Raw genomic sequence first — 23,715 nt, forward strand, 5'->3', positions numbered from 1 at the left:
TATAAGTTTTTTTAATATACTCGGTTCTATTGTTGATGTTTTTTGAAAACTTCAATTACACGGTAATAACGATCTTTATCATTCAGAATTTGATAAATTCTAAATTCACATAAAGCTGCTAAAACAATTCCAATTAATAGAAAAGCAACCATGAAGTACAAAATATCATTGTTAATGACAAATGGAAAAATCATCTTTTTAAGTGGAGTAAACAAAACAATTACCAGCAATGCATTAACTGCCATCTGGACGTATAAATATATTCTAGTAATTGGAATATCACGCTTGCGATTATGCATCTTTGACAGCTGTTCAAAACTAGCTACAGCAGAATAAATTCCTATAATCAATGCGGCAAAAATGTCAAATCGTGAGCCATAATAGGCACTGATAATAAACCACATCAGATTGCAAAATAAAAAGATAGTTACAATATATCTAATCATCAAATACCGACTAAAATACATGTATTTGATACTTTCACGGTGCTTAGTCTTTGCTACCTCGGCTTTTTTTTCGACTTCTTTTTGATCCATATTTCTTCTCTCAATCTAAACTTAATTATTTTCATTTTAGCATTTTTAGGCAAAAAAATAGATCCCACTTTTGTGAGATCTATTTTATGGCTCTATAATTTTTCCTGTTGATGACTTATCTATATGATAAGCTGTTAACAGGTTTTTTATTGCATTAAAAAAGGAGGACATAGTCCTCTTTAATAAAAAATCTATTCCACTACGCGTGGTGCTAGTTAAATCGTTTTAGTTAATAAAAAAGTCCAATCGGACTAGACTCAAGTTTTAGTATTCAATAGAAAAGAGTCTGATCTGATTGAGCTACGGACAGTTTAATCTTGGCTTTGCTTATCTGGCAGGCCAAGACTGGAATCGAATCACAAAGAAGGTTCTGCGAATGCTTCGGCTGTCTATCGCATTCGCGTTTTAACCGCCGTTCTCGACAGCTGCTCCAGTTGATTTATCAGATACGCCAAAAAATGAATCAAAAAGTTGATTTAAGCGGACAATTCTTGATTATTGACAGTTTTCCCGTTCCAGTTTGTCAGCCGGTTCGCAATTATCGCGTAAGGATTTTTCGCGGTTCTGCGAATATTGGCTATAAGGCAGCCAAAAAGATCTACTATTATGGTTTCAAAGTTCATGCGATTGTCAGCGACGACGGCTATGTTCTTGATTATGCCGTAACCCGCGCCTCAGTCCATGATGCCAAGGAAACGGTGGAACTAATGAAAAATACTCATCCAGCCAATCGCTATCTGCTTGGCGATGAGGGCTATTTAGGCAAACGATTGCATGATCGATTAAAGCAAATGGGCTTTGAACTGTGGACGCCATATCGGAAAAACAGGGCTGGCGCCAAAAAGCACAATGATCGTCAATTGATGGCTATTCGCAGAACAATTGAAAGCGACTTTTCACTTCTAACTTCTTACAACACCGAGAACAATCGAGCGCGCAGTTTAACTGGCTTTCAAGCACGATTAGAAATTGCTATTCTGACTTATAATCTAGCTTATTGTCTAGAACGATTTAACTAGCACCACGCGTATTCCACTAAACATTTTATAAATAAAGGTGCTTTCTATGTCCTCTCTTAATCATTGTATTAAATTCGAGCTTGATGTTAAAGACGAAAATATTGTTTTTAAAGATTATTTTTTCTACCAAAAATCAAGTATTATCAATGATTCTGAGCAATTTATTTTTTGCTTTTATCACTAATGGAGCGAGTTATGCTCAATAATTTCATGTTAAAGCATGATTTTGAGCACAACAAACTAAACCTTCACTTTATTCTGTTTGTGCAGGCTGATATACTATGAGTGATTAATCATTACCTTTGATTACGGAGTGCTTTATGGTAATCGTATGATTGATCATTAATAATTAGAGCATAGATTGTGCGAATCAGTTTATGCATTGATGCGATGGCAGCTTTCTTATGACCTTTCGTCTGAGAAAGCTGTTTTTTATGTTCATAATAGTCTGTAATATGGCAAGGTTTAGTCTTCTTAGCCGATTCCATTTGGGTAATGATACGGTACATAATCTTTCTCGCTATTGCATTACCATGTTTTGTAATCGGTAAGTGCTTGTCAGTATTTCCAGATTGAGATTCACCAGGATCAATTCCAATGAAAGCATCAACTTGATTAGCATTGTTAAAGCGTCTTAAATCACCTAATTCCGCATATATTCTTAAGGCCGTCTTCTTGCCAATACCAGGTACAGATAAATATATTTGGACATCTTTAGGATTAGGTGCAATTTGCTTGATATATGCCAGAATATGCTTGCGTCTTTGTTCAATTTGAAGCAAATGTTCAATACAATACTTAATTAATTCAACTGTGATACTGTCACAGTCATCGTAATACCAAGTGCGTTGTGCAAGACTTTGCAAGCTGCAGGCTACTTGATTAGCTTTAGAAGCTCCAATTCCTTTGATCTTAACCAATTGAGATGCTATTTGATCATAGGAACTGTCTAAGACAAATTTGGCGTGTGGAAATAAATCAACAATATGCCAATAAACCTCACCACTTCGACTACTAGAGATTTGTTCAATCTGAGGAAAAGTAGATTGCAATGCACGATGCAAGCGATTCTTATATTTGACTAAATCTCTGGTTAGTTCTTCATAAAACCGACTGGCATTTTGCATTTCGTGATAACGGTAGTCTTGCTTAGGAGTCAGTGGCTGTGGCACATCAAATTGAATTTTCGCTAAGTTATGTGCATCAGTACGATCTGTCTTTAGATGGCGCAGATTGTTATCCATTAGCTTCTTAGCACTTAATGGATTGATGCGCGTGTAATCATAGTTATGGTGATCTAAAAATGATTGCAGTGGTAAGGAATAGACACCAGTAGCCTCAAAGATAACTACAGGATGCTTGTAGCACTGTAATTGTTCTAGCAGTTCATTAAAGCCAACTAAGTCATTGGCGATAGTAAAATGTTTAAACTCATTTCTTTTGATCAAAACACTTACCGTTGAACTTTTACTGCTAACATCAATTCCAAAAACTACGTTATAGGTCATCACTAAGCCATCCTTTCAATCCATGCTCTAACGAGATGAAGTTACTGTTCACATAAGCTATCAGTCATTAATTTTCTGAACAAGGCTTAAAGAGCCAACATACTCCAATGAAATTTCCTGAAAAGCCGGTGAAACTGCCAGTTTATATAATGGCATCAAGTGCCCAAAAAGATCACGGCATTAAGTGCTTCATCTCAACTTTTATTTTAAAGCAAAAATAAAAGCGCTAGATAATCCTTCCGTCGAAAGATTATCCAACACTTAGGTTAGTATGTTTATAAATCGATCAAACTGCAAAAGCATAAAATCTATGAAGCTGAATTAATTCAACCTGCTTGTCCTTTCTGCGGCTCCCTAGATCTCTTACACAATGGCCATTTGATTACCAACATTCACTATTTGACAGCTAATGCTAGTCATCCTGTAATTATCAGACTAGCTAAACAGCGAGTTAAATGTCGCGCTTGCAATCGCTGTCAATGGCTCAATCTGAATTAGTAAACAAATACTGTTCTATTTCTAATGCTTCCAAGCTTAAAGTATTATCAGCTTTAACTGAAGATCGTTCGATGACCAGCATTGCCAGCGAAAACAATGTTTCTGTCAACACTGTTCAAAGAGTTTTAGGCAGCTGCTCTCACCGTTTCCTTGACAGCTATGAGTATCTGCCAGCTCATTTGGCTTTTGATGAGTTTAAAGGAGTCGACCGTCAGCTGCACTTTATCTGCTTAGACGGCGATAGTCATCAAGTCGTGCAGATTCTTAGAACTCGCTACAAGAAGACGCTGCTTAAGTATTTTGGTCGTTTCTCGCCCCAAGCTAGAGCTAACGTTAAGACGGTCACGATGGATCTTAATTTTTACTATCAAGATATCGTCAGAGCTTGTTTTCCTAACGCTCAGATTGTCATCGATCGTTTTCATATGATTCAAATGCTTACGCGTTCTTTCAACTCACTAAGAGTCCAAGTCATGAAGACCTTTGATAAAAGATCCAGACAGTATCAGCTACTCAAATCTCCCTGGAAATTATACTTGAAGAAGTTTGATGAGCTTGAAAAAGTTCATCCTCGCTACAACTGGCATTACAAAGACTGCTTAACTCAAGCACAAGTAGTTACAGAAGGCATTAACACCAGCACTGCTTTAGAGAATTCATATAACCTGATGCAAAGCTTTATTCAAGCCGTTGAAACTGGCAATACGCATGAGCTCAAATCGTTAATCAACTGCCAAGATCAAATTGGAACTTTAATGCACAAAACACTATTAACCTTTAAGCATAATCTAACAGCTGTGCTTAACGGAGCAGCCCTGCCTTATTCTAACGGCTGTCTTGAGGGCTTCAATCGCAAAATCAAACAAATCGAACGAACAGCTTTTGGCTATTCCAATTTTACCAATCTTTTAACCAGAATTCGTTTAGAGGAAAACTTGTTTAAAGAAAACATACTAACCTAGTGTTGGATTATGAATCGACGGATTCATGATCTGGCACTTTTTATTTTGTCTAAAATAGAAAGTGAAGATAAAGCAAATAAAGTCTTGGTTCTTTTGGACGTGTAACGTCGCAAAGAAAACGGACTGCTTTACCGCCTATTTATAAGTCTCTTCGAAGTCTGTGGGCACTTGATGCCGAGTTCAGAAAATGAGAATTAATAGGTTGATAAAACTGTTTGTCTTCACTTGGAGGTTAGAATGATGAAACAAAATATTATCTTTGGCATTGATGTTAGCAGTAAATCGTCTACAGTTTGTGTAGTAATTGATCGAATTAAGCAAGGTGAAACCTTTAAGATTACTAATGATTCCTTTGGCTATCAAGATCTATTGGATCGTTTAAATCAATACTTGATCACGCCTTTAGTAGTTTTTGAAGCTACGGGAGTTTATTCATTGAGTTTACAGGCTTTTTTAGAAGATTATCATATCAAGTATTTAAAGCTTAATCCCTTAAAGGCTAAGAAGCTGATGGACAATAATCTAAGGCATAATAAAACCGATAAAGTTGATACTTATCGGTTAGCTTTAATTCAATTCAATGCGCCACAAAAATTGCGTGCTCCTCAACCTAAGGAATATCATGAACTGCAAAATGCGAGTCGTTATTACGAAGAGCTTACTCAAGCCCTGATAATCAATAAAAATCAGCTCCATCGTAATTTGCAGTCTACTTTTCCTCAGATAGAGAGTATCCTTTCAACTTCATCTGGCAGAGTTTATTGGACGATTGTCAGCTTATTCCCGCATGCCCAATATGTTTTAAATCACAATGAAAACCAGGTCTTTCAAAGTTTGTTGGCCATTTCAGGAATTGGCAGACAAAGAGCTCATTATTTAACAACTAGGCTCTATGCCTTAGCCAGACAAGCTTATCCATATGACAATGAAAGCAGTATTACTATTCGAGCAATTCAGCGTAATATTGCCAATTTGCTTTCTCTAAGTGCCGAAAGAGATAATGTGATCAATTATATGGAAAAGCTTGCTATGCAAGCAAATGCACGGTCTTTGAATATCTATGAGAGTATTCCTGGCATTGCCAAAACTACTGCTGTTAGGTTGGTAGCCGAATTAGGTGATTTAAGACGGTTTGATACTTCAGCCCAAATTGATGCCTTTGTTGGCATTGATCCAGGCCGCTATCAATCAGGTGAAAAGGACAGTCATTTAGGAATAACCAAACATGGCAATCACTTAGCTAGAAAGATTCTTTATCGAACAATTACTCAAATGGAAACTGTCAAAGCTACTCAGCCTTGTCATATCACTGATTATTATGATAAGAAAAAACGATCTTCAAATAGCCGGGGCTATAAGAAAATCGCCATTGCATCAGTTCATAAACTGATACGTACAATGTTTGCTCTTATCAAACATGATCAATTATATGATTACAACGTAGCCACACATAACCAAAGACTTTAGTTGAAATCAAATGATCAACTTCAGTATAACAACCTATGAAAAAACTACAGTACTCATAGGCTTATTTGTGTTACATATAATTATTAATAAATTTAGTTTTCTAACTTAATTAGCTTCATTCGTACCAATAATTCTAATAAAATAATCTATTAAATTATTGATATTACTTGACTTAAGGTAGAAAAAGAACCAAACAGCCTTTTAATGACTGCCTGATTCTATTCATTTACTCTCTATCAACAGGATTTGACAAAGAGCCTATTTTATTAGCGATTACTTATATTATTTCTTAAGAGAGCCAGATTCATATAGCTTTTCGTAAAGATCTACCATTTCTCCAGCTAAATCTCTAAAGGTAATAGCATTCATCAAGTGGTCTTGTGAGTGTACCACTAATAAAGTGACGTGCATATGGTCACCTTGTGCTTCTTTGGTAAGCATGTTGGTTTGTGAGTTGTGAGCTTCAAGAAGTGATTTGTCACTTTCCTTAAGTTTTTCACGTGCACCTTCAATATCGCCCTTCTTAGCAAGACGAATTGCTTCAAAGGCTAAACTTTTTGCGTTACCACCATTAGCAATAAGGCCCATAGCAGCCATTAATGTTTCTTGTTCCTTTTGCTCTGGAGTTTGCTTTTCTTCTGCCATAAATCTGTCTCTCCTTTAATTAGTCAATTAACCCTTAATCATTTTTTCGGCTTGAGCCAAAACGTTCTTACCGTTCATCATACCGTAATCTTGCATGTTGATAACAGCTAAAGGAATGTCCTTACCGTCTTTACCCTTGCCTTTAACTTTGTTTTCGAAGTCACCCTTCATGTAACTTATTTGAGGCCCAAGAAGAACACAGTCAATTTCCTTTTGTGCAATCTTCTCATCAGCTTCTGCAGCTGGGCAAGCAAAGATTTCTGCATCAATGCCTTGTTCCTTAGCAGCTTCTTGCATCTTAGTTACCAAAAGTGAAGTACTCATACCTGCACTACAATTTAACATAATAGTTTGTTCAGCCATAATATAAAATCCCCCTGATCATTACGTTTTATATTTAAATCTCTTTTATTGATCTACGCCAATTATTATAAAACGCTTTCATTAGTTTGTAAACAAAAATATATACTTTTGTTCAATTCTCACCAAATATTATGCACCACTTGTATGCATTTTCAAATACATACCGGTTACATGTAAAGCATACCACTTCACTTATGAAATTGCTTACAATTTTTATAGAAATATTAGGAACCGCTTACATAAATATACAAAAAACTGGTAAAATAGCAATGTAATAATTTCCTTTACATTAGAAAGGAGGCTTACCTTGAGTCGTTATCAAGAAATAGCCAATGATATAGAAAAAGATATTTATTGAAAAAGATATTATTGAAAAAAAGTATATTAGGCAACTGCCTGAACAATTCGATTTGGCTAAAAAATATCACACTAGTCGCATAACTATTGTCCATGCACTTAAAATTTTGCAAAATAAAAAATTAATCAAAGCAGTTAAGGGACATGGTACTTTCATCACCAACAAGTCGATTCCTGATATATTCCTAAACTCCGGCGTTAACGAACATGGTGGTTTTACTAAACATGTTAATAGCGCTTTTCAACTAACTAGCAATGTAATTTCTTTTAACATCAGAAAGCCAAGTGCTGAAGAATGCAAAGCGCTGTGCTTGGATAAAAATGACGAAGTTTACGACATTATTAGGCAGCGTATCCTAAATGGAAAGCCTGCTAGATTGGAATATACGATAATGCCTATCAAGCGCATTCCTGGCATCACCATCGATATTCTTCATCAATCCGTTTATTCCTATATCCAAAATGAACTAGGTCTTAAAATTGGCAAAGACAATCGCGTTATCACTGCCGAAAAATCCGATGCCTATGACATGAAATACCTTGATTGTGCTAATGACGATCCTGTTTTGTGCATTCAGCAAAAAGCATTCCTAGAAGATGGTCGCCTATTCGAACTATCAGAATCGCGCAATCGCTATGATCGAGGAGCTTTAACAGTCAACGGTGATTAAATTCAACTTGATTTTAAAAATTCACTGTGTCAGAATGGCTATTGTAAACGCTCACAGTTACATACAGAAAGAGAGGAATTAATTAATGTATTCAGCAAAAATGCCAAAAAACTTTTTATGGGGTGGCGCTGTAGCTGCTCACCAACTTGAAGGTGCTTGGAAAGAAGGCGGCAAAGGAGTTTCTGTTGCCGATGTTATGACTGTTGGTTCTGCTACTAAACCACGTGAAATCACTGATGGCGTGCTTCCAGGCAAGAACTATCCTAACCACTCAGCTATTGATTTCTACCACCACTACAAGGAAGATATTAAGTTAATGGCTGAAATGGGCTTTAAAGCTTTCAGAACTTCCATTGCTTGGACTAGAATTTTCCCTAATGGTGACGAAAAAGAACCTAATGAAGAAGGTTTGAAGTTTTATGACGATTTATTTGATACCTGTCATAAATATGGCATTGAGCCTGTAATTACCCTCTCCCACTTTGAAATGCCATTCAACCTTGCTAAGAACTACGGTGGTTTTACCAATCGTAAGGTAATCGACTTCTTTGTACGTTTTGCAGAAGTTTGCTTCAAGCGTTACAAGAACAAGGTTAAGTACTGGATGACTTTCAACGAAATCGATAATCAATCAGCATTTAACAATGACTTCTTAATGGCTACTAACTCAGGCATTCTTTTCAAGGATGGTATGACTGACCATGATAAGGAAGCTGCAATGTATCAAGCTGGGCACTACGAATTAGTTGCTTCCGCATTAGCTGTTAAGATTGGCCACAAGATCAACCCTAACTTCCAAATTGGTTGTATGATCAACTACTCACCTGTTCGTCCACTTACTCCATCAAGTGACGATGTTCTTTTAGCTGATAAATGGGAACAACGTCGTGATTGGTTCTCAGACGTTCACGTTTTTGGTGAATATCCAAATGCAGTTGAAGCTTATATTGAAAGAAATGGCTACCGTCCTGACATCACTGATGAAGACAGAATTGTCTTAAAGGAAGGTACCGTTGACTATGTTGGCTTCAGCTACTACCAAACTACTACAGTTTCAAGCGAAGAAGTTAAGCCTGATGACTTAACTGATTTGGCAAAAGCTGTAGCTAAGAACCCTACTTTGAAGCGTAGTGACTGGGGTTGGGAAATTGACCCAGAAGGTTTGAGAATTGCCTTAAACCAATTGCAAGATCGTTACCACAAGCCACTATTCATCGTTGAAAATGGTCTTGGTGCTTACGACAAGGTTGAAAACGGCAAGGTTCATGATGACTACAGAATCGACTACTTAAGAAACCACATTTCAGAAATGGAAAAGGCTGTTGAACTCGATGGTATCGACTTAATGGGTTACCTTCCATGGGGATGCATCGACTTAGTTTCTGCTGGTACTGGTCAAATGGACAAGCGTTACGGCTTTATCTATGTTGATAAGAATGATGCCGGTGAAGGTACCTTAGCACGTTCACGTAAGGATTCATTCTTCTGGTACAAGAAGGTCATCGAATCAAACGGTAAAGACTTAGACTAATACAATTATTAAACTACCAAAAAAGAGTTAGATTAGATTCTATTTAACTCTTTTTCTTTATGCTTTTTTAACTCATCATGGCAAATCATTGCCAGCTGCTAAATACAGATCATACCATTCCTGTTTGGTTAACTGAATGTCGCTGCCAGCTGCGGAATCCGCAATATGCTTAGGATTCATGGAGCCAACTAAAATCTGTATTTGTCCAGGACAACGCAGAATCCAACTAGCAGCAATTGCATTTTTACCTACTTGATAATGCTCAACTAACTTTTCTAATTCTTCATTCAGCTGAGGGAACTTCGGATTATTGATGAACGTCCCTTCAAACATCCCATATTGGAATGGTGACCAGCACTGCAAAGTTATTTTGTCCCTTAATAAATAATTCCACGTTTGTCCATCATGATCTACTGATTTGGACTTGCAATGTATCAAAAGCCTCTGCCACTTCTTCCGGATTCATCAAAATATCAGGTCGATGCAAAACTAAACTATCTAAGTAATCGATTTGCATTCTTTCTAAGATACCATCTACGGCAGTTAAAATATGCTTTTTAGAAAAATCATAACGTTTTCCTGGCACAATGCCTGTTTTAGATTGGATAAACAACTTATCTCAACTAATTTTAGTTTGCTTCAATGCTTGACCAAAAACGGTCTCTGATTTTCCTCCGCCATATATATCAGCTGAATCGATGAAATTAATTCCTTCTCCAGAAGCTGCACTAATTGCATCCGCCGCTTCTGTTACATTTTTTTGATCCATCCGCATAATGCCAAGCGCCATAGCTGGAATAGAGAGCGTAGATGGTCCCACTTTGATTTGTTTCATAATTATTGCCTTTCTAAGTATTTCAATATTCTTATTATAAGATTAATGTAAGCGGTTTTGCTAATATTTCAAATTAAAATTCTTTTTGTTAATTAGACCATGTTAAAATGAAGGTAATTAGTTAGAAAGGTTCAAAAAATGAAACAAATATATTTTAATCATGATGGTAACATTGACGATTTAGTATCTTACCTGCTTCTTTTACAAGCTCCTGATATCAAATTATTAGGTGTCGGTGCAATTGATGCAGACGGTTTTATCGATCCTTCTGTTGCAGCATGCCGCAAGATGACTGATCTCTTTAACTTGCGCGGAGATGAATTGGCTGTAGCACGTTCAAACTCAAGAGCTGTCAACCAATTCCCACACGATTGGCGTATGGCTACCTACTCTTTTAACTATTTACCTATTTTGAACGAAAAGGGTTCAGTCGATACCCCGCAAGCTGAATTGCCTGCTCACCTTGATATGGTTTAGAAACTTAAGCATGCAAAAGAACCCGTCACTTTAATCATGACTGGTCCTTTAACAGACTTGGCACGTGCTCTTGACGTTGATCCAGATATCGAACAACATATTAAGAAGCTTTACTGGATGGGCGGCTCTCTTGATGGTCATGGTAACGTAGCTATGGTTAACGCAGATGGCAGCCAAGAATGGAATTCATTCTGGGATCCATACGCTGTTAAGCGCGTCTTTGATTCTAATATTCCTATTCAAATAGTGGGACTTGAAAGTACTGAAGAAATTCCATTAAATGATGAATTGCGTCAACACTGGGCAAGTTTACGTAAATATCCAGCAATGGATTTAGTTGGTCAAGGCTACAGCTTGATTATTTCGATTCCTTCCGCTGAGCTTTACCTTTGGGACGTACTTACTACTGTCAGTGCTTTATACCCAGAAGTTGTTGAGAGTGAAAAGGCTAAGGCAACGGTCATTACCGACGGCATGAGTGCTGGTAGCTTTAGACGTGATCCTAACGGCCGTGAAGTTGACATCGTTACTAAAGCAAATAAGGAGTTATTCTTCCAAAAGATGGATGAAATTCTTGAAAGAACTAAATAATCTCACTGTATATAAAGAAAGCATCCCAATTTAGGGATGCTTTTTACTTAACTTATCTTTATTATATTGCTTTAATAAACTTTTTATACAGAATTACAGCAATCCATGCCGAAATAAATGATGGCAAAATAACCACAACTATCAAATTAGGATCCAAGAAATTACCTACTCGAATGAAATGCGTAATCGAACTAATATGCTTAATATTGCTGAAAATTGCCTGGTAAACCGTCACATAGATAAGCGACCATTGAATGTAATATTCAACTAAAGTCAAAGTCGTAGTCGAGAATTTAAATACATGGGCGGCCAGACGCATAGCCCAATAGATAAACATCCCGGAAAGCACCACAAATGCAGCTAGCAGTAAGAAAAGGTTGCCCAAGTTTACATGATCCTTATTCTGCATTAACAGATACGCAATTATGAAAAAGAGCAAAAAATTAATCGTACTGAAGAAAATTTGGACAATAAATAAAATTGCCGCCTTCAGGAATTCAAATTTATGCTCTGATCGAAAAAGCGCAATTATCAATACGATAATTGCACCAATAACAAAATACGTTGTAACGTGCATTAATCTTCCTCTACTTTGTCGCCTGTTTTAAAGCATCCGCAACTGCTTCTTTAACCCCGTTTGAAGTAAAAGTTTCACCACTTACAGCATCAATATCTGCAGATTGATTAGCCAAAATTTCATTTTTTAATTGTTTTTCTGCTTTTTGACCATATTGTGGAGTTTCCGTAGATAAATCTAAATCTACAGCAGCAATTTTTTGATCTTTAATAGTTAATTTTGCTTTAACAAATCCTGCCATGCCTCTTGCCTCAGCATCATATGTTCCATCTTTTAACATAAAAATTCCCCTTTTAAAATAAAAAACACTCTTATATACATTGTACATATATATGAGAGTATTTTCTTGAAAAAATATGAAGATATTGTCATAAGTATACCATTAATCATCGATAACTGATATACTTATGTGCGGGTTATAATTTCTATAAGTCCTTATTATAATCCATCCTTGGCAGGTAGTTGAATCCCCTTCTACCTGCTTTTTATTACAGCATATAATAACAGCTGTTGTTAAATAACTAAAAAAGTTTTTTTACGCTATCTGTCAACAGTTACGTTAGAATTGTAAAGGGAGTTATAGTTTTTCAATTGAAGAGGTAAAACATGTATCCAGATAATAATATTCTTACATATTTAAAATGGCGTGGAGACATTGACTTTAGTACATCGCCTTTCAATGATATTGATGCACTTGTTTTATCTATTTTTTCTTATCTTGAATTGCACGATATTGTTAGTGGCGATGCTAAAACAATTACGGTGGATGAAGCTGCTAAATTATACTTTGCCGATGATCACCCACGCAATGATAACTTGCAATATCAAGAATTATTTAAATTAATGGCTCAGGCTGAACGCTTTAAAAATGCACGCCTATCCTACTTTGTTAGTACGTTAACTGAACACACTCAGTTTAGTGCTATCAAGATTGAATTGACCGATGGAACTAATTTTATCGCCTTTCGTGGTACTGACGATTCACTTGTTGGTTGGAAAGAAGACTTTGAAATTAGTTTCAGGATCACTGTTGCACAAAAGCAAGCAGTGAAACTACTTGAGCGCATTTTAAAGGCGGATGATCAAGATTATTATCTTGGTGGTCATTCTAAAGGCGGCAATTTAGCCGAATATGCGGCCATTAATATCGAGCCTAAGCTTCGTAAGCGAATCAAACGTATCTACACTTTCGACTCTCCTGGCATTGCCGAAGAAGTCGGCGCACAGCTTCCTTTAAAATATTTGCAAAATACATTAAGAAGATTCGTGCCAGAGTTCAGTGTTATCGGGCGCCTATTTGAACCTGAAGGCATTCATCCTACTATTGTTAACAGTACTCGCAATAACTTGAGTCAACATGATGCCTTTAGTTGGCAAATCATTGGTTCTAGTTTTGATACTAAACGGCATAGAAATCCACAATCCAAGGTTTACAACCAACTGATTAACCAATGGATTGGAAATGCCATACTTGAGGAACGAGAAGCTTTGACTAACGATCTCTTTTCTGCCTTAGGAGCAGGAGGTGCCACCAAGATTAACGAATTAGACAAAAATGGGTTTGGCGGTTTTGGCGCTATTCTTTTATCATTTACTAATTCTTCTCGTAGAACTCGATTTGTCTTTGGCTCTTTATTTTCATCAATTTGGCAAACAATTAAAAGTCGTCATTTGACTAAAGTATTATTCTCAACTGATACAATTGTCGGTTGGATCCTAATTGTGCTAGGTATTATCAGTTTAACAATGCCACAATATGCATTACGTGCATTCGGAGCTTTAGTAGCATTCGCCGGAATCGGTTTTAGTGTTCACCAAATCTTGGATACTGCTAATTCCAGCTTAAAAGCAAAACAAAAACAATTCTTCATTATTTCTTATCTAGTTGTTTTTGCCCTCTCTACGGCTTTGATTTCTAATAACCGTTTATTAATTTTCTTAGCACACTATTTCTTAGGACTGTTTTTAATTATTTATTCCTATGTCAGATTACGACAATTAATTCTTCACAGAATTTCTGGAGTTTTTCATATTACGGTTGTAGCAACTGAAGCAGTCATCGCATTTGCTCTAGGAATTATCGTTATAGTCAATCCACGAGCATTCGATCGCAAATCCATCCTCATTATGGGAATTTTGTTAATCATCTATGGTTTCTTTAAACTAATTGGTGAATTATTTGAACAGCGACCGAAGATGCCAAAAAAGCACAGATAAAAAAAGCAAGATGGTTTGTTTGATACATTCCATCTTGCTTTTTATTAGTCAAAAATAGTTTGCCAATTAGGATCTTTAGAAGCCTCATAGCACATTCTTATTTGTTCAGGCGTATTACGATCAATCGACAGCTTAGGCAAATCATCTAATGAAAAGTAGCGACAATCTGTAGTTTCCGTGTTCTTCTCAAATTCACCGCCTAATACCTTGCAAAGATAAAAAGCCTTCATAATTCCAGTAGCCAAAATAGGTTTATTATGCTTGTTACGGTCTTGCAAAGCTATTAATTTAATCGGCCTAACATCCCTACCTGATTCTTCTTTGGCTTCCTTAATACAGTTTTCTTCTGTAGAAAGATTAGCTTCGCACCAGCCACCTGGAAGTGACCAATCATCTGTTAATTTTTCATGAACCAATAAGATTTTATCAGATTTAAAAATCGCCGCTCTAGTTTCTATCTTAGGGGTTTGATAGCCTTCATCACCGCAAAACAGGGTTTTAACTTTTTCAATCGGCATCCCCGTCTTAGCAGTCATCATCTCTGCCGCAATTTGACGAATCTGTTCATACCGTTCACGATCAAACACATCATGACCATATTTCAAGCCATTTTGAGCAATGCTCTATAGTTCAACTGCCCAATCAGTAAATTTATCCCCAGTTTTCATTTTTACCTCTATCTTCTAATAAAAGTACCAGACTTAATATGTTTCAAAATACTGTAGCCTACACTTTTGATTTGATTTTTACTACCATATGGCTGATTCAAAAACATCACAATTCCATTTTTATTGTCTGTAGTAAGCTGCATCCAATTGGTAAAATGAGTATCACCAAAATTGCCATAGGCTAACTTTAGTTTACCGCCATTTTTCAAATAATAGCCACCAGAGCATGTATTAACTTTTGATTTCAAATGGCTCAAGTAATTAAACTGTTTTTCAGTTAAAATCTTGCCATTATGCAATCCTTGTTGAATCTTATAATAATCACTAGCTGTAGAGAATAAGTTCCCTGCACCTGGCAATTGCGAAACTACGTACTTATTAGCATAAGATGCACTTTGATAGTTTTTACCATGATGGTATAAGTAAGAAATAGCATCTGTTTTTGAACGAGGAATATTTTGATAAATATATGTATGTTTCAAATGAAGTGACTTAACAATTCTGCTTTTGACGTTAGCAGCATAAGACTTGCCTGTTACTTTACGAATGATGCCTGCTAGAAGAACATAATTAGCATTATTATAATTAAAGCTTGCACGCTTGGTTCTAGCTGTCGCATTTGCCTTAGCAATCGTCCAATTAATTGCACCCTTTTCAGAGAAATTAATACCGTGACTCGATTCGGTTCCAATTACATTAATTCCTGAAGTATGGGTCATTAATTGACCAACTGTAATATACTTAGAATGTTTTAATTTTGGATACCAACGCGAAATTTTGGTATTTTGCGAAAATTTCTTTTGATAAATTAACTGAGTAATAATTGCCGCTGTGATAGATTTTTGCAACGAACCAACAGGATATAGTAATTTCTTATTACCATTTTTAATTTTACGTCTGTAATAACCATAGCCAACATTAACTGTCTGACGATGTCCATCTTTTACAATTTCAATTGTGCCCAGTAAATGATGCTTATTCATTGCCTTAATAGCATACTTACGCAATTGACTATTAGAATAAGTCTTAGCATTAACTGTTGTGCTATTACCTAAAAAAATAAACGAAGATAAAAATGCAATGGCTAACATTATCTTTTTTGACTTCAATCTAAAAATCCCCCTCTGCCATTTAATCCTGAAATATTCTACCACAAAATTAAAAGCACAAATATTGCCTATTTGACAATATTTGTGCTTTTTCTTTTTAGTTTTAGATCAAATTCATTTTTACTAAGTATTCAGCATTTTCAACAGTGTTCCAAGCTGCACCCTTTAAGAGGTTATCAGCTACGATCCACATATTGAAGGCACCTGGATTTTCATAGTCAGGACGAATGCGACCAACAAAAGTTTCGCGCTTGCCAGCTGCATTGATTGGTTGAGGGTAAATTTGGTGCTTAATGTCGTCTTCAAGAACTACGCCTGGAAAGTTAGCAACTGCATCCATAATATCTTGAGTCGTTGCACTTTCATCTTCAACAGTGAAGTAAACACTTTCGCCGTGTGCAATTGGAACAGGAACTCTAACACAAGTTGCGGTTACTTTAATATCTTTAGCATTCATGTCGTTTAACATGATCTTCTTAGTTTCATGAATCATTTTCCATTCTTCATGAGAATAGCCAGAATCTTCTAAAACATCAATTTGTGGTAAGAGGTTAAATGCTAATGGATAATGCTTCTTATCCCCTTTAGTTGGCAAAATTTGTGCATCTGCTTGCGTATCTTTACCATCTAAATAATCTTGGGCTTCTTTCTTTAACTCATCAATTGCAGCTTGACCCGCACCTGAAGCGGCTTGATAAGTTGAAACGATAATTTGCTTTAAACCAAACTTTCTTCTAATTGGTTCTAAGGCCATTACCATTTGAATGGTTGAACAATTTGGATTGGCAATAATACCGTGATGGTCTTTCAAAGCATCTGGATTTACTTCTGGAACAACCAATGGAACGTCTGGCTCCATTCTGAAGGCACTAGTATTATCTACACAAACTGCGCCACGTTTAACAGCCTCTGGTAAAAATTTCTTTGATACGGCACCACCAGCTGATGAAAGAACTAGATCAACGCCATCAAAAAATTCCGGTGTAGTTTCTTCAACTACCAAGTCTTGATCTCTAAACTTTAATACCATGCCAGCTGAACGTGATGAAGCTAACAACTTCACGCTTTTTACTGGAATAGTTGACTTAGCCAATTGATCAATCATTCTTCTACCAACGGCACCTGTAGCACCTAAAATTGCAACATTATATTCTCTTACCATTCTTATTCAACCTTTTGTAAAAAATCATTCATTCTCTTCATTGCTTCACGTAAATTATCATCGCTAGATGCATATGACAATCTTACATATCCTTCGCCGCCTGAACCAAAGGCGCTACCGGGAGTCACGCCAACTTTAGCCTTAAAGGCTAAGTCCAATGCAAACTTCATATCATCTTCACCATATTGGGCGGGGATTTTTGCAAAAATATAGAAAGCTCCCTCAGGCTTGACTGCCTGCATCCCCATTTCACTTAATTTCTCTAAAACAAAATCTCTTCGTTTTTGGTAAACTTTACGATATTCTGCTGGATCATTTAATCCATTTTCTAACGCTTCGATAGCCGCAGCTTGCGATGAATCAGTTGTCGTCGTCACCATTAAGCCATGCACCTTACCAATTTGTTCCATAATTTTAGCAGGACCTGCAATATAGCCCAGACGATAACCAGTCATTGCATGAGACTTTGATAAACCTGAAATATAAATTGCTCGATCAGGAATCAAACTAGCAATAGAATGATGTTCAACACCATAAGTCAAAGTACTATAGATTTCATCAGTGATAACGTACAAATGATTTTCTGCAATTACTTTGGCTAAGGCCTTAATTTCATCCTCTGTATATTCCACGCCTGTTGGGTTAGTGGGATAATTCAAAATTACTGCTTTAATTGTAGGATTTTCTTTAATAGTTTCAGTCAATTTCTGCGGTGTTAATTTGAAATTATCTTCAGTAGTGTTAATCAACACATAACTGGCATCGGCTAAGGTAGCAACCGGCCAATATAATGAGAAAACTGGCGTTGGAATAGCTACTTTATCACCAGGATTAGTAATAGCAAAAAGTGCAGCATTAATCGCTTCAGTGGCACCAACGGTTACTACAACTTCTGTTTCTGGGTCATATTTAACACCGATAGTCTTATTGAGATAGTTGCTAATGGCTTTTCTTAACTCCAGCTTGCCTTTTTGAGGAGCATAGTGAGAATCATTATTTTGAATACTTTTAATTGCAGCTTCTTTAACGTGCTCAGGCGTATTCATATCAGGTTCACCTAAAGTTAGTTTGATGATTCCTGGAATGGTTGAGACTTTATTATCAAAAATTCTAATTCCAGAAGCTCTGACATTTTGTACTTTTTGGCTAAAACCCAAATCATTAGCTAATTCTTGCATAGTTTTTCCTCCCTTTATCTTTAAAGGATATTTTCTAATCCAATTACCAATTCATCTAATTGGTCAACTTTTTCTAAGGCTACTTTTACTCCGTTCATAAATGAGCCACGATCAAATGAATCTTGGCGAATGGTCAAGGCCTCACCTGGTCCTCCAAATAATATTTGTTCATGTGCAATATAGCCAGGCAGACGCACTGAATGAATCTTAATTCCTTGATAATCTCCACCGCGAACATTCTTCAAAGTTTCTACCTCATCTGGCGCTGTTTGATGTTCAGGGCGATTTTCTGCAATCATCTTAGCAGTAGCCAAGGCAGTGCCTGATGGAGCGTCTTTCTTATCTGCGTGGTGCATTTCAATAATTTCAACATCTGGGAAGTATTTAGCAGCTTCTTTAGCAAATTTCATCAATAAAACTGCAGACATCCCAAAATTAGGAGCAATTAAGCCGCCTACTTTTTCTTTTTTGGAAAGCACAATTAATTCTGCTTCTTGTTCATCACTCATCCCGGTAGTTCCTACTACTGGTCTAATATGGTGTTGCAAGGCAAATTTCACGTTTTCGTATACTGCCTTAGGAGTGGTAAAGTCGATCCAAAAATCTGCTAAGTTATCAGAAATTTCTGTTAAATTCTTAAAAATTTTAGCACTTGCAGGCAAATGATATTGCTCAGGATTATTTTCTGCAATTGGAGAAAGTCCAGCAACTACTTCAAAACCTGGCATATTGTTAACTAAATTAACAGCCTTTTGTCCCATTGCACCCGTAAAACCAGCAACTAATACTTTTTTAGTCATTTTCAAGATCCTTTCCTAAATCTAATGGCAATTTTTGCAATAAAGCATTATCTTCTAAGCCTAAATGTTGAGCCAGGGTTACTTTTTCTTCATCATTCAAGGCGACTAAAGGCAAGCGACAATCTCCGGTTTCAAAGCCTTGTGCATTTAAAACTGCCTTTACTGGTGATGGAGATGAATACATGAATAGGGCTTGCATTCTAGGTGTCAACCAACGTTGAATTTTAGCTGCCTCAGGATATTTTCCTTCATATAAAGCATCGTACATTCTACGCATTTCTTTGGTATAGATATGAGAAGCTACGGAAACAACCCCATTTGCTCCAAGCAATCTTGCGGTTAATGCTTGGGTATCTTCTCCGGTAAAGACCTGGAAATCTGCAGCCTTGTGATCAATGATATATTCCATCTCTTCAAGAGATGCACATTGTTTAATTCCTTTAATATTATCTAATTGAGATAGTTGAACAACAGTCTCCTTTTCCATCTTGACCCCAGTTCTGCCTGGAATATTGTAGATTAAAAATGGCATCTTAACGTTGTCGTTCACTGCAGTAAAGTGCGCAACCATGCTGCGTTGATTTGGCTTATTATATGGCGGTACAACGACTAAGGCGTAATCAATACCGTCAATTTCTGCCACTTCATTGGTAAACTTAATAGTTTCAGCAGTATTGTTGCTGCCAGTTCCAGCAATTACAACAGCGCGGCCATTAACGATTTGACCAAACTGCTTGTAGAGTTCAATTTTTTCATCATGAGTCAAAGTTGGTGTTTCACCCGTTGTGCCACCAATTACAAAACCGTTGCATCCCTGATCAATTAAATAATTCGTTAATTTCTTTAAACTATCAAAATCAATCTTTTTATTCTCATCAAATGGCGTCACAATTGCCGTCAATAAATCTGCATCAATTAATGTAGCCATATTAAATCCCCATTCTATTGATTAAAAATCCCTTAATTGCGTTAACTCCACGAATAATACTTTTTTCGTCTGGATTCAAAGTTGCCGAATGCAATTGTGAATCTGGATCACCAACACCTAACCAGAACATAGTTCCTGGAAACTTGGCAAGTAAAAAGCCGAAATCTTCTCCCGTCATTTTTGGCTTAGTTTCAACAAAATCGACTTCAGGATTATTCTTCATATAATTAATGAAGTTTTTAGTTAACTCTGGATTATTTTCTACCGGCCAATAACCGCCTTGATTTAATTCCAGATTTACTTTCATGTTGTAGCTACGAGCTATGCCTTCACATAAATCTTGCAAACGCTGATCAATTTGCAAAATCATTTTTTGCGTCAAGCCTCGAATTGTTCCTTCAATCCGTGTTTGCCCAGCGATCACATTTCTAATAGTTCCAGCTCTGACCTTACCTAAAGTGATCACACCACTTTGAATTGGATCAATACTTCGTGAAATTACCGTTTGAATCTGCATGATTAAACTCGCAGCAGCCACCACAGTGTCATTAGCATTTTGCGGAAAAGCTGCATGTCCACCCTTACCAATCAAGTCAATGTTGACCTCAGTGGTTCCAGCAAATAGTGTACCTTCACGACAGCCAATGGCTCCGGCAGGCAATTCAGGATTGTCATGCAAGCCATAGAATTCATCAGGTTTAAACTTTCCTTCAAAGATTCCATCTTCATAAGCTTTTTTACCGCCACTTTCGCTTTCTTCAGCTGGCTGGAAAAAGAACAACAGATTATCCTTAGGCTGATTTTCACTAAAATAGCTAAGCAGCCCTAATGCAACACTCATATGAATATCATGGCCACAAGCATGCATTATTCCGGGATGCGTTGATGAAAAAGGCAAATTAGTTTTTTCTTCTACCGGCAACGCATCAATATCAGTCCGATAGCCAATTGTTCTTTGCGGATTGCTTCCTTTAATTAGTACTAAAATTGCGGTCGGCAATTCTTCAGGAACCTTTATAGTTAAAAACTCTGAATTAAATCCCTTAATTACTTTTAGTAAATAATCATGAGTCTCTTTTTCTTGCAAAGCTAATTCAGGAATCTCATGCAAATGTCTTCTAATCTGAATTAGTTCACTTTCAGTTAAAACCGCCATAACTAAATCTTTCTCAAATTATCTTCTAAACCTGTCTTGCTTTCAGTTTGATCGTCAACCTTTTTAATCACCTTAGCTGGAACACCCGCTACCATTGTATGTGGTTCTACATCATGAGTTACTACAGCACCAGCAGCAATCACGGCACCTTCACCAACATGGACGCCTTCGATCACCACTGCATTGGCACCCATCACTACGTTGTCATCAATCTTAACTGGAGTGGCAGAAGCTGGTTCAATTACACCGGCTAGCACGCTGCCTGCACCGATATGACAATGCTTGCCGACAATTGCACGTCCACCTAAAACCACGCCCATGTCAATCATGGTATCATCGCCAATTTCTGCACCGATATTAATAATTGCACCCATCATGATGACTGCATTTTTACCGATAGCCACTTGATCTCGAATAATGGCACCTGGTTCAATCCGCGCATCAAATTTCTTCATATCGATCATAGGCACAGCTGAATTTCTAGCATTATTTTCAATACGATAATCTTGAATCTTATCCTGATTTTCTTTTAAAAATGGTTCGACATCTTTCCAGTCGCCGAAAATCACCCCAGAATGTGTTTCATTAAAATTTTCAATTTCTTCTGGGAAATCAATTTGATCAAGTTGTCCTTTAATAAAGACCTTAACTGGCGTTTTCTTAGGAGCATTGCCAATGTAATTGATAATACTTTTTGCATCTAATTTCGTCATAATGTTTCCTCTTTAAAAATTAATCTTCATTATTATATGGTTGATCTAAATGAATTAAATCTTCTAGACTTTCTCGTTTAATGACTAGTTGGGCCTTGCCATTTTCCGCAAAAACAACAGCTGGACGAGCATTTCGATTATAATTTGAGGCCATTGAATAGCCATATGCTCCAGTATCAAGCATTGCCAAAAGTGAACCTGACTTCGTTGCAGGAAGTGCTTGATCATCAGCTAAGATGTCGCCACTTTCACAATATTTGCCGGCAATTCTCACATGTTCAGTCAAATCAGCTCGCGGATCAGTGGCTAAAACTGTTTCATATTTTGCATCATACAGAGCCGGACGAATGTTATCACCCATTCCGCCATCCACCGTTACATAAGGACAATGACCTGGTACAATTTTGCGACTACCAGTTGTATATAAGTTATAACCAGCTGGTCCTACGATAGAACGTCCAGGTTCAATATCAATTTCTGGAAGTGGAAAGGCAGCATTCTTAGCTTCTTTCTTGATAGTTTTAACAATTGCTCTAACAAATTCTTCTGGCCTTAATGGATTATCTTCTACAGTATATTTAATGCCGAATCCACCGCCAACATTAATTACTTGAGCGGTATAACCATATTGACTGCGCCAATTTTCAGCAACTTCCATTAATTTTTTTGCAGCCATTTCAAAGCCATTTAATTCAAAAATTTGTGATCCAATATGAGCATGAATTCCAATCATATTCATTCTTGAATTAGCTAGAACTTGTTCTAAAGCCAAATCTGCTTGGCCTGATTCCAAATCAAATCCGAACTTGCTATCTACTTGACCGGTTTGATCATATTCATGCGTATGAGCTGAAATGCCTGGTGTAATTCTTAACATGACATCAATTTTGGCATCGTGCTTTTGCAATACCTGATCCAATAGCTTAATTTCATGAAAATTATCAATGATGATCTTGCCAATATGGTTTTTAACGGCCATTTCAAGCTCTGACTTAGATTTGTTATTACCGTGAAAACTGATTTTCTTTACTGGAAAATTGGCTTTCAAAGCTGTATATAACTCTCCATCCGAAACCACATCAGTATAAGCACCTTCTGCTGCAGCTACTTGATACATCGCTATACAAGCAAAAGCTTTACTAGCGTAGCTAACTGCATATTTTACGTTTTCTTCTTCAAATACTTTCTTAAAAGCTCTAATCTGATGACGAATTTGCTCTACATCGTATACAACAAGAGGTGTGCCATACTTCTTAGCTAATTCAACCGTATCAACACCACCAATAGTTAAATGTCCTGCTTGATTGATTTGATTTTCTGAAATTTGTGAATTCATATCTTGCCCCTAGCCTTTATACATGCGAAGCACCCAATAAAAAAATCCATTGTCTGCGCTAAACAAACAATGGATTAGTTTTCACTTAATCTTATGGTCGACAGCGCTCCGCGAATTTTGTTCGCGACAGTCCGTAATTTGTTCAATCACGACCCAGCTTAATACCTTTAGCTTGGTTTAAGCTTCGGCAACTTCCCCTTTCACAATTAGTCTTCGTTTCGCCTAACTCGTAATTGTTACTTTTGTCATTTGCGCCTCTTCGATTTACATGTAGTCTACATTCTTATTAAATTTTAGTCAATACTTTTTTATTAATTTTTAATTTGTACTATATATGCTTTTCTATTCAAGACTAGTATTACCAACTTTTAGTTGCAAGATTAAAAAATAATGCTAAAATTCAAATTAATT

At 36.7% G+C, this 23,715-nt stretch carries 18 protein-coding genes, 5 pseudogenes and 1 riboswitch; of the genes and pseudogenes, 7 read left to right on the plus strand and 16 right to left on the minus strand.

What is annotated here, in order from left to right; genetic code table 11:
* Positions 1-26 precede the first annotated feature (26 nt).
* A complete protein-coding gene (locus AADV52_RS04205; protein WP_014918976.1) occupies positions 27-536 on the minus strand; it encodes a PTS cellobiose transporter subunit IIA in 510 nt (169 codons plus the stop codon).
* A gap of 302 nt (positions 537-838) precedes the next feature.
* On the opposite strand from AADV52_RS04205, the pseudogene AADV52_RS04210 reads away from it, so the two are divergent.
* Positions 839-1,555: pseudogene (locus AADV52_RS04210) on the plus strand (IS982 family transposase); the annotation flags it as partial.
* 296 nt (positions 1,556-1,851) lie between these two features.
* Here the strand turns inward: AADV52_RS04210 and AADV52_RS04215 are convergent.
* Entirely contained in the window at positions 1,852-3,066 is a 1,215-nt protein-coding gene (locus AADV52_RS04215; RefSeq protein WP_107775408.1) for an IS110 family transposase, read from the minus strand.
* Between the two features lie 267 nt (positions 3,067-3,333).
* Here AADV52_RS04215 and AADV52_RS04220 point away from each other — a divergent pair.
* Both AADV52_RS04220 and AADV52_RS04225 read left to right on the plus strand, forming a co-directional pair.
* Positions 3,334-4,523, plus strand: a pseudogene (locus AADV52_RS04220) (ISL3 family transposase); the annotation flags it as partial.
* A gap of 237 nt (positions 4,524-4,760) precedes the next feature.
* Positions 4,761-5,990: an IS110-like element ISLhe4 family transposase gene (locus tag AADV52_RS04225; RefSeq protein ID WP_080588363.1), complete on the plus strand. Its 1,230-nt coding sequence runs from the start codon at positions 4,761-4,763 to the stop codon at positions 5,988-5,990.
* A gap of 282 nt (positions 5,991-6,272) precedes the next feature.
* Here the strand turns inward: AADV52_RS04225 and AADV52_RS04230 are convergent, their stop codons facing one another.
* Together AADV52_RS04230 and AADV52_RS04235 are read right to left on the minus strand one after the other, a co-directional pair.
* Positions 6,273-6,635, minus strand: a complete 363-nt coding sequence (locus tag AADV52_RS04230; protein ID WP_014918983.1) for a PTS lactose/cellobiose transporter subunit IIA — start codon at positions 6,633-6,635, stop codon at positions 6,273-6,275.
* A 27-nt stretch (positions 6,636-6,662) separates the two neighbouring features.
* Positions 6,663-6,998, minus strand: a complete 336-nt coding sequence (locus AADV52_RS04235) for a PTS sugar transporter subunit IIB (protein ID WP_014918984.1) — start codon at positions 6,996-6,998, stop codon at positions 6,663-6,665.
* Positions 6,999-7,305: 307 nt separating this feature from the next.
* On the opposite strand from AADV52_RS04235, the pseudogene AADV52_RS04240 reads away from it, so the two are divergent.
* Both AADV52_RS04240 and AADV52_RS04245 read left to right on the plus strand, forming a co-directional pair.
* Positions 7,306-8,026: pseudogene (locus AADV52_RS04240) on the plus strand (GntR family transcriptional regulator).
* Between the two features lie 85 nt (positions 8,027-8,111).
* Complete coding sequence (locus tag AADV52_RS04245) at positions 8,112-9,557, plus strand: 6-phospho-beta-glucosidase (protein WP_014918986.1); 1,446 nt, start codon at positions 8,112-8,114, stop codon at positions 9,555-9,557.
* Positions 9,558-9,632: 75 nt separating this feature from the next.
* On the opposite strand, the pseudogene AADV52_RS04250 reads toward AADV52_RS04245, so the two are convergent.
* Positions 9,633-10,392: pseudogene (locus AADV52_RS04250) on the minus strand (aldo/keto reductase family oxidoreductase).
* A gap of 138 nt (positions 10,393-10,530) precedes the next feature.
* Between AADV52_RS04250 and AADV52_RS04255 the strand changes: the two are divergent.
* Positions 10,531-11,460 (plus strand): annotated as a pseudogene (locus AADV52_RS04255) (nucleoside hydrolase).
* A 61-nt stretch (positions 11,461-11,521) separates the two neighbouring features.
* Here AADV52_RS04255 and AADV52_RS04260 read toward each other — a convergent pair.
* Positions 11,522-12,037, minus strand: coding sequence for an SA1002 family membrane protein (locus tag AADV52_RS04260; RefSeq protein WP_014918987.1), 516 nt, complete (start codon positions 12,035-12,037; stop codon positions 11,522-11,524).
* Between the two features lie 10 nt (positions 12,038-12,047).
* Positions 12,048-12,317 (minus strand): FMN-binding protein, encoded by a 270-nt coding sequence (locus AADV52_RS04265; RefSeq protein WP_014918988.1) that lies wholly within the window; start codon positions 12,315-12,317, stop codon positions 12,048-12,050.
* Positions 12,318-12,643: 326 nt separating this feature from the next.
* Here AADV52_RS04265 and AADV52_RS04270 point away from each other — a divergent pair, with 326 nt between their 5' ends.
* Positions 12,644-14,254: an Mbeg1-like protein gene (locus AADV52_RS04270; protein WP_014918989.1), complete on the plus strand. Its 1,611-nt coding sequence runs from the start codon at positions 12,644-12,646 to the stop codon at positions 14,252-14,254.
* Between the two features lie 44 nt (positions 14,255-14,298).
* Here the strand turns inward: AADV52_RS04270 and AADV52_RS04275 are convergent, their stop codons facing one another.
* The 9 genes from AADV52_RS04275 to lysA all read right to left on the minus strand — a co-directional run bounded on the left by AADV52_RS04275 (position 14,299) and on the right by lysA (position 23,304).
* The gene (locus AADV52_RS04275) at positions 14,299-14,874 is read right to left on the minus strand and encodes an NUDIX hydrolase N-terminal domain-containing protein (RefSeq protein ID WP_227028485.1); all 576 of its coding nucleotides are present in this window, start codon (positions 14,872-14,874) and stop codon (positions 14,299-14,301) included.
* 56 nt (positions 14,875-14,930) lie between these two features.
* The gene (locus tag AADV52_RS04280) at positions 14,931-16,013 is read right to left on the minus strand and encodes a serine hydrolase domain-containing protein (RefSeq protein ID WP_041809049.1); all 1,083 of its coding nucleotides are present in this window, start codon (positions 16,011-16,013) and stop codon (positions 14,931-14,933) included.
* A gap of 121 nt (positions 16,014-16,134) precedes the next feature.
* Entirely contained in the window at positions 16,135-17,193 is a 1,059-nt protein-coding gene (locus AADV52_RS04285) for an aspartate-semialdehyde dehydrogenase (protein WP_014918992.1), read from the minus strand.
* Between the two features lie 2 nt (positions 17,194-17,195).
* A complete protein-coding gene (locus tag AADV52_RS04290) occupies positions 17,196-18,371 on the minus strand; it encodes an aminotransferase class I/II-fold pyridoxal phosphate-dependent enzyme (RefSeq protein WP_014918993.1) in 1,176 nt (391 codons plus the stop codon).
* A 20-nt stretch (positions 18,372-18,391) separates the two neighbouring features.
* The gene (dapB, locus tag AADV52_RS04295) at positions 18,392-19,171 is read right to left on the minus strand and encodes a 4-hydroxy-tetrahydrodipicolinate reductase (RefSeq protein ID WP_014918994.1); all 780 of its coding nucleotides are present in this window, start codon (positions 19,169-19,171) and stop codon (positions 18,392-18,394) included.
* Entirely contained in the window at positions 19,164-20,099 is a 936-nt protein-coding gene (gene dapA, locus AADV52_RS04300) for a 4-hydroxy-tetrahydrodipicolinate synthase (RefSeq protein ID WP_014918995.1), read from the minus strand. Before dapA ends, dapB begins: the two co-directional genes overlap by 8 nt.
* Position 20,100: 1 nt before the next feature.
* Complete coding sequence (locus AADV52_RS04305; protein ID WP_014918996.1) at positions 20,101-21,255, minus strand: N-acetyldiaminopimelate deacetylase; 1,155 nt, start codon at positions 21,253-21,255, stop codon at positions 20,101-20,103.
* A gap of 2 nt (positions 21,256-21,257) precedes the next feature.
* A complete protein-coding gene (gene dapD / locus AADV52_RS04310; RefSeq protein ID WP_003626729.1) occupies positions 21,258-21,968 on the minus strand; it encodes a 2,3,4,5-tetrahydropyridine-2,6-dicarboxylate N-acetyltransferase in 711 nt (236 codons plus the stop codon).
* A 19-nt stretch (positions 21,969-21,987) separates the two neighbouring features.
* Positions 21,988-23,304, minus strand: coding sequence for a diaminopimelate decarboxylase (lysA, locus tag AADV52_RS04315; protein WP_014918997.1), 1,317 nt, complete (start codon positions 23,302-23,304; stop codon positions 21,988-21,990).
* 92 nt (positions 23,305-23,396) lie between these two features.
* Positions 23,397-23,572, minus strand: a riboswitch (Lysine riboswitch).
* Between the last annotated feature and the right edge of the window lie 143 nt (positions 23,573-23,715).

The sequence above is a fragment of the Lactobacillus helveticus genome, assembly GCF_046109915.1.
In the GTDB taxonomy this organism is placed as follows: Bacteria; Bacillota; Bacilli; order Lactobacillales; family Lactobacillaceae; genus Lactobacillus; species Lactobacillus helveticus.